The sequence below is a fragment of the Pseudomonas sp. Irchel 3E20 genome, assembly GCF_900187645.1.
GTDB lineage: Bacteria > Pseudomonadota > Gammaproteobacteria > Pseudomonadales > Pseudomonadaceae > Aquipseudomonas.
Window position 1 is genome coordinate 146,153 of the sequence record NZ_FYEE01000008.1, and the last position, 14,562, is coordinate 160,714.

12 protein-coding genes are annotated in these 14,562 nt (G+C 60.9%); all 12 read left to right on the top strand.

Annotated elements, in window-relative coordinates:
• The first annotated feature begins 97 nt into the window (after nt 1-97).
• The 12 genes from CKW13_RS16190 (at nt 98) to CKW13_RS16250 (ending at nt 14,477) form a co-directional block, all read left to right on the top strand.
• Complete coding sequence (locus CKW13_RS16190) at nt 98-1,618, top strand: aldehyde dehydrogenase family protein (protein WP_095109629.1); 1,521 nt, start codon at nt 98-100, stop codon at nt 1,616-1,618.
• A gap of 189 nt (nt 1,619-1,807) precedes the next feature.
• Nucleotides 1,808-3,241: an ethanolamine permease gene (eat, locus tag CKW13_RS16195; protein ID WP_095109630.1), complete on the top strand. Its 1,434-nt coding sequence runs from the start codon at nt 1,808-1,810 to the stop codon at nt 3,239-3,241.
• Between the two features lie 54 nt (nt 3,242-3,295).
• The gene (locus CKW13_RS16200; protein WP_095109631.1) at nt 3,296-4,690 is read left to right on the top strand and encodes an ethanolamine ammonia-lyase subunit EutB; all 1,395 of its coding nucleotides are present in this window, start codon (nt 3,296-3,298) and stop codon (nt 4,688-4,690) included.
• On the top strand, nt 4,687-5,514 hold the full coding sequence (gene eutC, locus CKW13_RS16205; RefSeq protein ID WP_371856237.1) for an ethanolamine ammonia-lyase subunit EutC: 828 nt from the start codon (nt 4,687-4,689) through the stop codon (nt 5,512-5,514). The genes CKW13_RS16200 and eutC overlap by 4 nt, the downstream gene beginning before the upstream one ends.
• A gap of 87 nt (nt 5,515-5,601) precedes the next feature.
• Nucleotides 5,602-6,054: an N-acetyltransferase gene (locus CKW13_RS16210; protein WP_095109632.1), complete on the top strand. Its 453-nt coding sequence runs from the start codon at nt 5,602-5,604 to the stop codon at nt 6,052-6,054.
• 190 nt (nt 6,055-6,244) lie between these two features.
• The gene (locus CKW13_RS16215; RefSeq protein WP_095109633.1) at nt 6,245-6,901 is read left to right on the top strand and encodes a DedA family protein; all 657 of its coding nucleotides are present in this window, start codon (nt 6,245-6,247) and stop codon (nt 6,899-6,901) included.
• A gap of 4 nt (nt 6,902-6,905) precedes the next feature.
• Nucleotides 6,906-7,718 (top strand): zinc-dependent peptidase, encoded by an 813-nt coding sequence (locus CKW13_RS16220; RefSeq protein WP_095109634.1) that lies wholly within the window; start codon nt 6,906-6,908, stop codon nt 7,716-7,718.
• 111 nt (nt 7,719-7,829) lie between these two features.
• A complete protein-coding gene (ppa, locus tag CKW13_RS16225) occupies nt 7,830-8,357 on the top strand; it encodes an inorganic diphosphatase (protein WP_095109635.1) in 528 nt (175 codons plus the stop codon).
• A gap of 222 nt (nt 8,358-8,579) precedes the next feature.
• On the top strand, nt 8,580-9,308 hold the full coding sequence (locus tag CKW13_RS16230; protein ID WP_095109636.1) for a helix-turn-helix transcriptional regulator: 729 nt from the start codon (nt 8,580-8,582) through the stop codon (nt 9,306-9,308).
• 357 nt (nt 9,309-9,665) lie between these two features.
• On the top strand, nt 9,666-10,154 hold the full coding sequence (locus CKW13_RS16240) for an RNA polymerase sigma factor (RefSeq protein WP_095109638.1): 489 nt from the start codon (nt 9,666-9,668) through the stop codon (nt 10,152-10,154).
• Nucleotides 10,155-10,203: 49 nt separating this feature from the next.
• Nucleotides 10,204-11,199 carry a FecR domain-containing protein gene (locus tag CKW13_RS16245; RefSeq protein WP_256576601.1) on the top strand — a complete coding sequence of 332 codons (996 nt, stop codon included), beginning with the start codon at nt 10,204-10,206 and terminating at the stop codon, nt 11,197-11,199.
• Nucleotides 11,200-11,327: 128 nt separating this feature from the next.
• Entirely contained in the window at nt 11,328-14,477 is a 3,150-nt protein-coding gene (locus CKW13_RS16250) for a TonB-dependent receptor domain-containing protein (protein ID WP_095109640.1), read from the top strand.
• Nucleotides 14,478-14,562 lie beyond the last annotated feature (85 nt).

Sequence of the window (14,562 nt, forward strand, 5' to 3'; positions counted from 1 at the left end):
CTGGGGCGCCGGGCAGTGGCCCGACCTTTGCTCTAGGCTTATGCAAGCGCCACGGCGCGTCCTCCCCTATAAGCACAAGAGCCAGGAGATACTCACCATGCGTTACGCACACCCCGGTACTGAAGGCGCCATCGTTTCCTTCAAGGCCAAGTACGGCAACTACATCAACGGCGAGTTCGTGGCGCCGGTCAAAGGCCAGTACTTCACCACCACCTCGCCGGTCAACGGCCAGCCGATTGCCGAATTTCCCCGCTCCAGCGCCGAAGACATCGACAAAGCCCTGGACGCCGCCCACGCTGCCGCTGATGCCTGGGGCAAGACCTCAGTGCAGGACCGCGCCCTGGTGCTGCTGAAAATCGCCGACCGCATCGAACAGAACCTCGAAGTGCTGGCCATCACCGAAACCTGGGACAACGGCAAAGCGGTGCGCGAAACCCTCAACGCCGACATTCCCCTGGCTGCCGATCACTTTCGCTACTACGCCGGCTGCATCCGCGCCCAGGAAGGCAGCAGCGCCGAAATCAACGAACACACCGCCGCCTATCACTTTCACGAGCCGTTGGGTGTGGTCGGGCAGATCATCCCGTGGAACTTCCCGATCCTGATGGCCGCGTGGAAACTCGCCCCGGCCCTGGCCGCGGGTAACTGCGTCGTGCTCAAACCCGCCGAACAGACGCCCCTGGGCATCAGCGTGCTGATGGAGCTGATCGGCGACCTGCTGCCGCCGGGCGTGCTCAACGTGGTGCAAGGTTTCGGCAAAGAGGCTGGCGAAGCGCTGGCCACCAGCAAGCGCATCGCCAAAATCGCCTTCACAGGCTCCACGCCTGTGGGCGCGCACATCATGAAATGCGCGGCCGACAACATCATCCCGTCCACCGTGGAGCTGGGCGGCAAGTCGCCGAACATCTTCTTTGAAGACATCATGAAGGCCGAGCCGCAGTTCATCGAAAAAGCCGCCGAAGGCCTGGTGCTGGCGTTCTTCAACCAGGGCGAAGTGTGCACCTGCCCGTCCCGCGCCTTGGTGCAGGAGTCGATCTACGACGAGTTCATGCAAGTGGTGATGAAAAAGGTCGCGCAGATCAAACGCGGCGACCCTCTCGACACCGACACCATGGTCGGCGCCCAGGCGTCCGAGCAGCAGTTCGACAAAATCCTCTCGTACTTGGAAATCGCCAAGGGCGAAGGCGCGCAATTGCTCACCGGCGGCAAGGTAGAAAAACTCGAAGGCAACCTGGCCAGCGGCTACTACATCCAGCCAACGCTGCTCAAGGGCACCAACCAGATGCGCGTGTTCCAGGAAGAAATCTTCGGCCCGGTAGTGAGCATCACCACCTTCAAGGACGAAGCCGAAGCCCTGGCGATTGCCAACGACACCGAGTTCGGCCTGGGCGCCGGCCTGTGGACCCGCGACATCAACCGCGCCTACCGCATGGGCCGGGCGATCAAGGCCGGGCGCGTGTGGACCAACTGCTACCACCTGTACCCGGCCCACGCCGCGTTCGGTGGCTACAAAAAGTCCGGCGTCGGCCGCGAAACCCACAAAATGATGCTCGACCACTACCAACAGACCAAAAACCTGCTGGTGAGCTACGACATCAACCCACTGGGCTTCTTCTAACCCCCGACCGGCCCGCTCCCACACTTGGCGTGCATTCCGCTGTGGGAGCGAGCCTGCTCGCGAAAATGGCAATCCGTTCTAGAACCAGGCTGGCAGTACCGGCCCCCACAGATGATCGTCGCAAGCCGCTGCACCTCTTCCGGCACACAGATGCCGGGCTAAAACAATAAAAATTGAAGGTGATCCATCATGCCAAGCGAACCTACTGGCTCCTCCGTCGATTTTGAAAAAGTCGGCAGCGAATACTTCCAACAACGCGAACTGAAAAAAGGCGCCGCCGGCTGGGTACTGTTGGTCGGCCTCGGCGTGGCCTACGTGATTTCCGGCGACTACGCCGGGTGGAACTTCGGCCTGGCCCAGGGTGGCTGGGGCGGGATGTTCCTGGCCACCTTGCTGATGGCCACCATGTACCTGTGCATGTGTTTTTCCCTGGCCGAACTGTCGTCCATGATCCCCACCGCCGGCGGCGGCTATGGCTTTGCCCGCAGCGCGTTCGGGCCCTGGGGCGGGTTTCTCACCGGCACGGCGATCCTGATCGAATACGCCATCGCCCCCGCCGCCATCGCGGTGTTTATCGGCGCGTACTGTGAGTCGCTGTTTGGTATAGGCGGCTGGGTGATCTACCTGGCGTTCTACATTCTGTTTATCGGCATCCACATTTTCGGCGTGGGCGAAGCGCTCAAACTGATGTTCATCATCACCGCCGTCGCCGCCATTGCCCTGGGGGTGTTCCTGGTGGCGATGGTGCCGCACTTCTCGGTCGCCAACCTGCTGGATATCCCGGTCACCGAAGCGGTGGGCGCCAGTAGTTTCCTGCCGTTCGGCTATGTCGGGGTGTGGGCGGCGATTCCTTACGCCATCTGGTTTTTCCTCGCCGTCGAAGGTGTGCCCCTGGCGGCCGAAGAAACCAAGAACCCCAAGCGCGACCTGCCGCGCGGCCTGATCGGCGCCATGCTGGTGCTGCTCAGCTTTGCCTTGCTGATCTTGGTGATCGGCCCCGGCGGCGCAGGCGCCAACGCCTTGCTGACCTCGGGCAACCCGTTGGTCGAGGCGCTGGCCAAGGCTTATGGCGGTTCCACCTGGATGGGCAGTTTCGTCAACCTGGTGGGCCTGGCAGGGTTGATCGCCAGTTTCTTCTCGATCATCTACGCCTACTCGCGGCAGATCTTCGCCTTGTCCCGCGCCGGCTACCTGCCGCGCAAGTTGTCCCAGACCAATAAAAGCAAGGCGCCGGTGCTGGCGCTGATTATCCCCGGCATCATCGGTTTTGGCCTGTCCCTGACCGGCCAGGGCGACCTGCTGATTCTGGTGGCCGTGTTCGGCGCGACCATTTCCTACGTGCTGATGATGGCCGCACACATCACCCTGCGTATCCGCCGCCCCAAAATGGAGCGCCCGTACCGCACCCCGGGCGGCATCTTCACCTCGAGTGTGGCCCTGGTGCTGGCCTGTATCGCCGTGGTGGCGGGCTTTCTGGTGGACCCGCGGGTGGTGATTGGCGCAGCCATCATCTATGGAGTATTAATTGCTTACTTTGCTTTCTACAGCCGGCATCACTTGGTAGCAGGCACGCCCGAAGAAGAATTCGCGGCCATTCAAAAAGCGGAAGAAGCCTTGCACTGACCGCCGAAAACCTCGGCCCCGGGGCATACCCCGGGGCCGCCAAGGAGAACCTGTATGGCAAGTTTTTCCCATGCCGTCGGCGCCATGACCTATCGCTTCGACGACCTCAAGGACGTCATGGCCAAGGCCAGCCCGGCCCGCTCCGGCGACTTCCTGGCCGGCATCGCCGCCCTCAATGACGGCGAGCGCGTCGCGGCGCAAATGGCCCTGGCCAACATCGAACTCACGCATTTTCTGCAAGAAGCGCTGATCCCCTACGAAAACGACGAAGTCACCCGGCTGATTATCGATACCCACGACAAAGCCGCGTTCGCCACGGTCAGCCACCTGACCGTGGGCGGTTTTCGCGACTGGCTGCTCAGCGAGGCCGCCGACGAGCACAGCCTGCGCGCCCTGGCGCCGGGCCTGACCCCGGAAATGGTCGCCGCCGTGTCGAAGATCATGCGCGTGCAGGACCTGATCCTGGTGGCGCAGAAAATCCGCGTGGTCACGAAGTTCCGCGGCACCCTGGGCCTGCGCGGGCGCCTCTCGACGCGCCTGCAACCCAACCACCCCACGGATGAGCCGGCGGGCATCGCCGCGAGCATTCTCGATGGCCTGCTCTACGGCAACGGCGACGCCATGATCGGCATCAACCCGGCCACCGACAGCATCGCCTCGATCTGCGCCCTGCTGGAAATGCTCGACGCGGTGATCCAGCGCTACGAAATCCCCACGCAAGCCTGCGTGCTAACCCACGTCACCACCTCAATCGAAGCGATCAATCGCGGCGTGCCGCTGGACCTGGTGTTCCAGTCGATTGCCGGCACCGAGGCGGCCAACGCCAGTTTCGGCGTCAGCCTCAATGTTTTGCAGGAGGGCTACGACGCGGGCCTGAGCCTCAAACGCGGCACCCTGGGGCAAAACCTCATGTACTTCGAGACCGGCCAGGGCAGCGCGCTGTCGGCCAACGCCCACCACGGCCTCGACCAGCAAACCTGCGAAACCCGCGCCTATGCCGTGGCGCGGCACTTCAAGCCGTTTTTGGTCAACACCGTGGTCGGCTTCATCGGCCCGGAATACCTATACAACGGCAAGCAGATCATTCGTGCCGGCCTCGAAGACCACTTCTGCGGCAAGCTGTTGGGCGTGCCCATGGGGTGCGACATCTGCTACACCAACCACGCCGAAGCCGACCAGGACGACATGGACACCCTGCTGACCCTGCTGGGCGTGGCCGGGATCAACTTCATCATGGGCATCCCCGGCTCCGACGACATCATGCTCAACTACCAGACCACCTCCTTCCACGACGCCCTCTACGCCCGCCAGACCCTGGGCCTCAAACCGGCCCCCGAGTTCGAGCAGTGGCTGGCGAAAATGGGCATCTTCACCCAGGCCGACGGCAACGTGCGCTTTGGCCACAACCTACCGCCAGCCTTCCGCCAGGCCTTGGCGCAACTGGGATGAGCGAGCACAGCATGGACAAACCGACCCCCAACCCCTGGCTGCCACTGCGCACCCTGACGCCTGCGCGCATCGCCCTGGGCCGCACCGGCACCAGCATGCCCACCGGCGCGCAACTGGATTTCCAGTACGCCCACGCCCAGGCCCGCGATGCGGTGCACCTGGCCTTCGACCACGGCGAACTGAGCCGCCAATTGGCCGAGCGTGGCCGCGACAGCCTACTGCTGCACAGCGCCGCGCCCGACCGCCACAGCTACCTGCAACGCCCCGACCTGGGGCGGCGCCTGAGCGATGAGTCGGCGCACACCCTGCGCGAACACGCCCAGGCCTACCCCGGCGGGGTGGATTTGGTGGTGGTGGTGGCCGACGGTTTGTCGGCACTGGCAGTGCATCGCCATACCCTGCCGTTCCTCACGCGCCTGGAAGAACAAGCCGCCAGTGATGGCTGGACAATCGCCCCAGTGATACTGGTGCAACAGGGCCGCGTGGCCGTGGCCGACGAAATCGGTGAACTGCTGGGGGCGAAAATGACCGTGATCCTCATCGGCGAACGCCCCGGCCTCAGTTCCCCGGACAGCCTGGGGCTGTATTTCACCTACAACCCCAAGGTCGGCCTGACCGACGCCTACCGCAATTGCATCTCTAACGTGCGCCTCGAAGGCCTGAGCTACGGCATGGCCGCCCACCGCTTGCTCTACCTGATGCGCGAGGCCTGCCGGCGCCAACTGTCGGGGGTCAACCTCAAGGACGAAGCCCAGGTGCACACACTTGAAAGCGATTCCACGGGCAATCCAGGCAATTTCCTACTCGGTCCACAGAATGACTGAACGGTACTGCGATTGCGCTTTTGCCATGGTTTAGGCAGCATCAAGCCACTACTCGCCGTTACTCCCACAAGCAGTTGAGGCCCCCTCATGCGGATTACCCAAGCGACCCTCGAACACCTGGACCTGTTGACCCCTCTGTTCGTCAAGTACCGCGAGTTCTATGGCGCTCTGGCCTATCCGGATTCCTCCCGGGCCTTCCTGGAAAAGCGCCTGCGGCGCAAGGAATCGGTGATCTACCTGGCCCTGGGCGATGACGGCAAACTCATGGGCTTTTGCCAGCTCTACCCGAGTTTCTCGTCCCTGTCCCTCAAGCGCGTGTGGATCCTCAACGACATCTACGTCGCCGAAGATGCCCGCCGCCAATTGGTCGCCGATAACCTGATCCGCACGGCCAAGAAAATGGCCAAGGAAACCAACGCCGTGCGCATGCGGGTGTCCACCAGCAGCGACAACGAGGTGGCGCAGAAAACCTACGAATCCATCGGTTTTCGCGAAGACAGCGAGTTCAAGAACTACGTTCTGCCCATCAGCGACGAATAAACCCCGCACAAGGGGGCGCCGCCCGCCCCCAATGCCACCGAGACATCCCCCGCTACAAAACCACCACGCACAGCCCTCCCATGTCCGTATAATGCGGGCCTTTTCCGCTTGTAAGAAAACCTACACAGCCGTGTAGCTCATCGCTCTAGCACGGGCCAGCCGAGTCGGGCCGTCACCACAGGTGCCTTCCATGGATTTCAACCCGCTCGACCTTATCCTGCATCTCGATGTGTACCTCGACCTGCTGGTAACCAACTACGGGCCATGGATCTACGCCATCCTGTTTTTGGTGATCTTCTGCGAGACCGGCCTAGTGGTGATGCCCTTCCTGCCAGGTGACTCGCTGCTGTTCATCGCGGGCGCCGTGGCGGCGGGTGGCGGCATGGACCCGGTATTGCTAGCGGGCCTGTTGATGCTGGCAGCGATATTGGGTGACAGCACCAACTACGTGATCGGGCGAACGGCCGGGGAACGGCTGTTCAGCAACCCCAATTCAAAAATCTTCCGCCGCGACTACCTGCAACAAACCCACGACTTCTACGACAAGCACGGCGGCAAAACCGTGACCCTGGCGCGCTTCCTGCCAATCATCCGCACCTTCGCGCCCTTCGTCGCCGGCGTGGCGAAAATGCCCTACCCACGCTTCTTTGCCTTCAGCGTGTTCGGCACCATCCTCTGGGTTGGCGGCCTGGTGACCCTGGGCTACTTCTTCGGCAACGTGCCGTTCATCAAGAAGAACCTCTCGCTGCTGGTGGTGGGCATCATTCTCCTGTCGTTGCTGCCGATGATTATCGGCGTGGTGCGCAGCCGCCTCGCCCGCTCGGCCTCCAAAACCCAGCCGCGCTGACACCATGTGGTCGCTGCGCGCCTGGCGCCGTCAACGCACCCTCGCCAAGCACCCCGTTGCCGACGAAACCTGGCAGCGGGTGCGCCATCACCTGAGTTTTCTTGACGGCTTGAGCGAGGCCGAGGACCAGTGGCTGCGCGAGGCCAGCGTGTTGTTCCTGGAGGAAAAGCACCTGACCACCCTGCCCGGCGTCGAGCTACACCAAGAGCAGCGCCTGCTGCTGGCCGCCCAGGCCCAGTTGCCGCTGCTGCACCTGGGGGACTTGCCCTGGTACCGCGGCTTCCACGAAATCGTGCTCTACCCGGACGACTTCCTCAGCCCCCAGCGCCATCGCGACGCCAGCGGCGTGGAACACGAATGGGACGGCGAGCACAGCGGCGAAGCCTGGCAACAGGGGCCGATCATCCTCGCCTGGCCAGGCGTGGAGGCCAGCGGCGGCTGGGAAGGCTATAACCTGGTGATCCACGAACTGGCGCACAAACTCGACATGCTCAACGGCGACGCTAATGGCCTGCCGCCACTGCACAGCGACATGCGCGTCAGCGACTGGGCCAGCGTCATGCAGCACGCCTACGACGACCTCAACCGCCAGTTGGACCACAACCCCGACGCCCCGACCGCCATCGACCCCTACGCCGCAGAAAACCCCGCCGAGTTCTTCGCCGTCACCAGCGAATACTTCTTCAGCGCCCCCGACCTACTCGCCGACGCTTACCCGCAGGTCTATGAGCAACTGCGCCTGTTCTACCGCCAGGACCCACTGGCCAGGCTCAAACAACTGCAGGCCAGCCATCCGGCCTACGCCGCACACGACTAAGGTCTACACGACCTCTGGTACGTGGCAAGGCCTTGAGAATATGCCTATAATCGCCGCCACTTTTTGGCCAATCCGGCCGAGTCAATCGGCCAACCACGGGGGCATCGCCCAATGAGCTACAGCAAGATTCCGGCTGGCAAAGACCTGCCGAACGACATCTACGTCGCCATCGAAATTCCGGCAAACCACGCGCCGATCAAATACGAAATCGACAAAGACAGCGACTGCCTGTTCGTTGACCGTTTCATGGCCACCCCCATGTTCTACCCGGCCAACTACGGCTTCATCCCCAACACCCTGGCTGACGACGGCGACCCCCTCGACGTACTGGTCGTGACCCCGTACCCGGTTGCGCCAGGCTCGGTCATCCGCGCCCGCCCGGTCGGCATCCTGCACATGACCGACGACGGTGGTGGCGATGCCAAAGTCATCGCAGTCCCGCACGACAAACTGTCCCAACTGTACGTGGACGTGAAGGAATACACCGATCTGCCAGCCCTGCTGCTGGAACAGATCAAGCACTTCTTCGAGAACTACAAAGACCTCGAAAAAGGCAAATGGGTGAAGATCGACGGTTGGGGCGACGCCGAAGCCGCCCGCACCGAGATCCTGAAATCGGTTGCCGCCTACAAAGGCTGAACCCGACATCAGCCCCCCAAAAAACCCCGCTAGCCGGGGTTTTTTTATGGCCGCGCGAATCGCCGCACACTCAAATGTTTAATATTTAAGTACATGTCGTACTAAACGTTTATTTCACATTGAAACAATAAAAAACAACCTGCAAAACACCCAATGAAACTTATAAAAAATGAACGCTTTGTTTATTTAAACAACTATCGCTCATCAGTAAACTCCGTGTTTATGAAGAAATCAGCCGGCGACCGTTTCAAAGCTCTGCTCAAAGAAGTGGGTATCAGGCCCTCGGACTTCGCGAAGTTTTGCAACACCAGACCCCAAGACGTAAACAACTGGTACATCCGTGGTGTGCCCTACCGGCGCATGGACGAAATAGCCTCGCTGTTGTCCGTCAATAGCGCCTGGCTACGTACTGGCGAGGGCCCTAAGTACCCACGTAAACAACAGCAAACCGACAAGCCCACCGAAGTTAAGGAAACTCACCACAACTTCGTTCAAACACCTGACATTGAAATTCCTCTTTATAAAGAAGTCGCCACCCACGCCGACACCCAACAAACCCGTATCGTGGAAATACCCGGCCAGGGCATACGCTTGCCCCGACATGACCTCGAACTCTTGGACATTGATCCGGCACAAGCCATTTGCGTACACATGATCGGCAACAGCATGGAAGAACTCATCCAGGACGGCTCCATCCTCGCCATTGACCGCGGCCTCACACAAATCGTCGACGGTGAAATCTACGCCGTTGAATGCGACGGCATCCTGCGCATCCGCTACCTGCACCGCCAGCCCAGCGGCGCCGTACGCCTGCGCAGCCACAACAGCACCGACTACCCAGACGAAATCTTCAGCGCCGAACAACTTCAGGCGCAAAACATCCGGATCCTGGGTTGGGTGTTCTGGTGGTCGACCCTGAATAAACGCCGCCCACTGCTGCATTTCGAATAACCCACAAAGCCCCTTTGCACTGGGAATTTGCGAGAAATATCAGTATGCTGCGCCCCACATTCGCGCATCGCCCCCCTCAAAAGGGCCAGAGCGCCCGACGCGGCAGATGATTTTCTCGCCAAGTCCCACAGCCGGACGCAAGAGCCGGGTGTACGTTTTGAAGGCTGGCGCGGTTTACCAAAAATAAGCCAAGCCAGTCCCCGAGAAGCCGGCCACAAGCCGGCTTTTTAACGCCCGCAAAAAACCAACCCCGTAAAAAAACAAAGACCTTTCCCACACGACTTTCCCTGGCTTAATGAGAAGAAGTCTCATTATACTCTGCACCCCGGTTCTGCCCGAGCATAGGAAAGTGCTGCCGTGCTGGAAAAACTGTTCATCCAACATTCGCCCTCCCTGCATCGCTACCTTCTGCGTAAAAAGTGCACGCCCAGCCTGGCGTCGGACCTGGTGCAGGAGACGTTTTTGCGGATTGCGCAGTTGGAAAACTTCGAGCGCATTCTGGGCAGCCCTTCCTACCTGTTTCGGGTCGCGCACAATTTGTTGATCGATCACCATCGCCGTTATGGCGAAAAGCGCTTCGATAACGACGCCGAACATTTTTTAGGCACCTTGGTGGACGAAGTCAGTTGCCCTGAATCCCAGGCCTTGGGCGCCCTGGAGCTGGAGCATCTAGAGAACCTGTTGGCGCGGTTACCGCAGCGCACGCGGGATGTGTTCATGCTGTGCCGGGTCGAGGGCATGACGTATAAGGAAGCCGCGCACTATTTACGGATTTCCACCAGCTCTGTACAAAAGCACATGGCTACGGCACTGGCGAAGATGGGCCGGGCCCTCGATCCGGGTTAGGCCACGGCCCCGGACACTATAAAAAGCCAGAAGGTAACCAGACCCCACCGTGAATGTTTCTCCACAGCCTATCGATCCGGTTGAGCGCAAGGCTGCCGACTGGGTGCTGCGTCATCGCCAGGGGCAGCTTTCGGCGCGTGAGCAACAAGCCTTTCGCCGCTGGCTGGCGGCCGACCCTGCACATGCGGCCGCCGCCGAGCGCGCCGACCGTGCCTGGCAGGCCACCGGCCAACTCAAACAGCGCCCAGGTTATGTGCGGCCGCCGCGCCCCTCCGGCCCCGGTGCCTGGTTGCAAAGCCTGCTGCACGCGCCGCTGCTCACCGGCAGCGGCATGGCGGCGCTGGCCTTGGGTTGCTGGCTGCTGCTGGCCCCGCCCTTCTGGGTGCAATCGTTGGGCAGCGACTACCACACCGGTTTCGGCGAAACCCGCCAGATCACCTTGGCCGACGGTAGCCAGGTGGAACTGGGCAGCCGCAGCCTGTTGACCCTCGCCTACGACGAGCAGACCCGCTTGGTGCGCCTGACCCACGGCGAGGCAGTATTCACCCCCGCGCCCGTCACTGAGCAGGAGCGCCGCCCCTTTACCGTGCAGGCCCCCGGCGCCACCATCACCGCCCGCGGCACCCGTTACCTGGTGGGCGTTGGTGCAGATCGCGACGGCTGGGTCGGCGTTTTGCAGCACCGGGTTGAGGTCAACCTGGTGCATCACGAACTGGACGACATGGCCGCTTGCGCGCTGCTGGAACAGGGCAACAGCCTGCGCTTCGGCCCGAAGCAAGGCCTGGTGCCCCTGGCTGTCAGCCCCGAAGAACTGGCCAGTTGGCAGGACGGGCGCCTGGTGCTGCGCCGCGAAACCCTGGCCGATGCCGCCGTGCGCATCAACCGCTATCGCCCAGGCCTGGTGTTGGTCAAGGGTGAGGCGCTGCGCAATGTGCGGGTCAGCGCGGTGATGCGCCTGGACAACCTCGACGACGCCCTCAAACACCTGGCCGTCCAGGCCCGCGCGCGCATTATCGAACTGCCCGGGCTGACGCTGATCTACTGAGCCGCCGCGTTAAAAAAACAAAAACGCATATAAATCATCGCAGATAGATCATATCGATCTATCTCGTTTTGCCCGCTCGCGCGTTTCTACTAGATGTAAATCAATCTTATTTGTATCTAGTGAGGCCGATGTTGCAGATGCGTGCGAACAACAAGAAGCGCCTAGCGCCCAAACGTAGCGGGCTGAGCCTGGCGATCCAACTGGCCGCACTGGCCCTGATCGCCAGCGCCGCCGATATCCGCGCCGTGCAGGCCAACCCGGGCGCGGGTGCCGCCCACAGCGAGCTGGCCGACCGCTACCACGACTTCAACGTGCCCGCCCAAGCCCTGGACGACGCGCTGGTGCTGCTGGCCCGCCAGGCTGGCGCCGAGCTGTACATGGGCAGCAGCGATTTTGCGGGTGCCTACGCCCACCCGGTACAGGGCCGGCTCTCCCTCGACGCCGCGCTGCAACAATTGCTGGGCGACCAAGGCGTCACCTACAGCCTGGGCGGGCAAGCCGAACGGCCGATCATCCAATTGCGCGGCAAGGGCGAGACCTCCGGGCTGGAGGGCGACCTGCAACCGACCTACGTTTATGGCCTGCAAGCCAAGCAGTCGCGCGACGAAAAAGGCTACAACGACATCTACGATCAGGACCTCTCCACCGTCTACGCCGGCAAGGAGCAGATCGAACGCTACAAAGGCGCCGCCCCCGCCGACCTGTTCAAGGGCATGCTCAACGTCTACAGCGGCGACGCCCGCAACAGCGGCGCCCTGGACCCCAACATCCGCGGCATCCAGGGCCCGGGCCGCGTGCCGCTGACCATCGACGGCACCGAGCAGGCCCTGACCGTATACCGCGGCTACATGGGTGCCAACAACCGCAACTACATCGACCCCAACCTCATCGGCAGCATCAAGGTCATCAAAGGCCCGAGCCTGGAGCGCAACGTCTATTCCGGCGTGGGTGGCGCGGTGGTGGCCAGCACCCTGAACGTCGACGATATCCTCAAGGAAGGCCGCGAGTACGGCGGCGAATTCAAGATCGAGGGCAGCAACAACTCGGTCTCGCCCAAGTTGCCCACCCTGATGACCGGGCAGATGCCCAGCCCGGACTACCAGTATTTCCCCATCAGTTCCTACTACGACCCGTCGCTGTACAAGAACCCGCGCACCAGTAGCAGCAATGGCCTGCTCTCCAGCGACGACTACGCCTACCGCCTCGCCCTGGGCACGCGCCAGGAAAAATTCGAACTGCTGACCGCCTACGCCTACCGGGAAAAAGGCAACCACTACGCGGGCAAGGAAAAGAGCGACTTCTATGCCAGCGGCAAAAAGGTCAATGGCTACTGGGACTACATCCCCAACCTGGCCACCATCTACAAACCGGGCGACGAAGTGCCCAACACTTCCAGCAAGATGGAATCGTGGCTGGGCAAGGCCAAACTCAAGATCGACGAAGGCCAGTCCCTGGAGTTCGGCTACCGCGACACCAATGCCCTGTACGGTGAAATCCTGCCCTCGCGCATCTCGTTCTTCTCCCCCGGCACCCAATACGACGCCGCCACCCACGGCGTGCCGCAATGGCCCCTCAGCCATGTGAAAAGCAAGGCCTACAACCTGGAATACAACCTCAAACCCGAGGGCAACTCCTGGGTCGACCTGTACGCCAACCTCTGGGCCACCAACACCCGCAGCGACACCTACAGCAGCGGTGGCATACCCAACCAAACCACCATCGCCGACCCGGTGTTCCGCAATACCGCCCTCTCCAACGCCAAGCACGACCGGGTTGGCCTGACCATGAGCAACAAACTCAAACTGCTGGACAGCCTCGACCTGACGTTGGGCGGCAGCTACCAGCATGAAAAATTGGGCTCCAACGACAACTACAACGACGTGATGATTTTCGACACCCTGCGCATGTACCCCCGGGCCGGGCGCCGGGCCGAACAGGAATACAACTTCAACTTCGATTGGCGGCCTGTCAGCTTTGCCCGCTTCAATGCCGGGATGCGTTATTCGTCGTATTGGGCGTTTGACGATTACTTGAAAGAGACTCAGGACAAGAGTGGTGAGACGACTCAAATTGTCTCTAAAGGCCAACAAGTGGCTTACACCACCCGAAAGACCCTGACGGATGCAGAGTGGCAAGCATCGGTCGATGAAAAAATCGAGAACATTAATCTTGTATCGGAACTATTTGGCTTCACCGAGGAAGAGCGTTTAAGTTCCATAGAACAAGCCAAGAAAGACACGCCACGCATTGAGGACACTCAACACCTGACAGATTGGGCACACGATGGAAAAGGCCGCTATGCCCGTGGCAACAACCCGTGCATTAACCTGAAAAAATCAGGTGAGAATATTGTTTCATGCGCCGCTTATGAGTATGGCTACGGCGCCGTGGACAAAGATGGCAAGCCCCTTAATGAAAAGAAGGACGCCCGCGCAAAACATCAAAAAGATCATGGGTGGACCCCGACACTTTCGGCCACTTTCTATACGTCCGAAAATGGCCGGGTCTATCTTCGCTACAGCGAAGCCCTTCGCTACCCGAGCATGTTTGAAAGCACCATCGGTTTTTCCTCCTCCCTCAACCCGTGGGGCCTTGAGCCCGAACATGCCCACAACTACGAGGCCGCCTACGTCCACAACCTGGCGGGCCTGGGCGGCAGTGAAACCGCCGATATCAAGCTCAGTTACTACCACAACACCACCAAGAACGTGATCGAGCGCAGCCCGCAGATGCGCTTCTCCAACCTGGAGAAGCAGACCACTGCGGGAGTGGAATTGCAGGGCCGCTACGACAATGGCCGGGTGTTTACCGACCTGAGTATCGGCCACGTACTGAAAAACAAAGTCTGCGATGAAAGTTCGGCGGTCATGATTAGCAATGACGGCAGCACCCCCAACTGTGTGGATGACGGCTTTGTCGGCGGCTATTTGGTGGGCATGGCTATGCCCGAGTGGTCGGCCAACCTGGGCCTGGGTGCGCGATTCCTTGAACGCAAACTGGAAGTGGGCGGGCGGGCCATTTATTACCGCCAACATGAAAGCAAGTTCTACGACAACTATAAAAACAGCGCCATGGTCAGCTATTACCTGAACACACCCATGTCCTGGGACAAGATCGTCACCTATGACGCCTATATCAATTACAAGTTGACCGACGATGCCTCCATCGAACTGACCGGCACCAACTTGAGCAACCTGTATTACATCGACCCCCTCACCCGCTCGGCCATGCCAGCACCGGGGCGAACCTTAAAACTCGGCTTTACCACTACGTTCTAACCTGCGAGGTATGTCATGGGCGGCTGAAAAGAGAGTCGGCAAATGCTTGACGTGTTGAATTAATTTAAATCACTCAATGGATAAT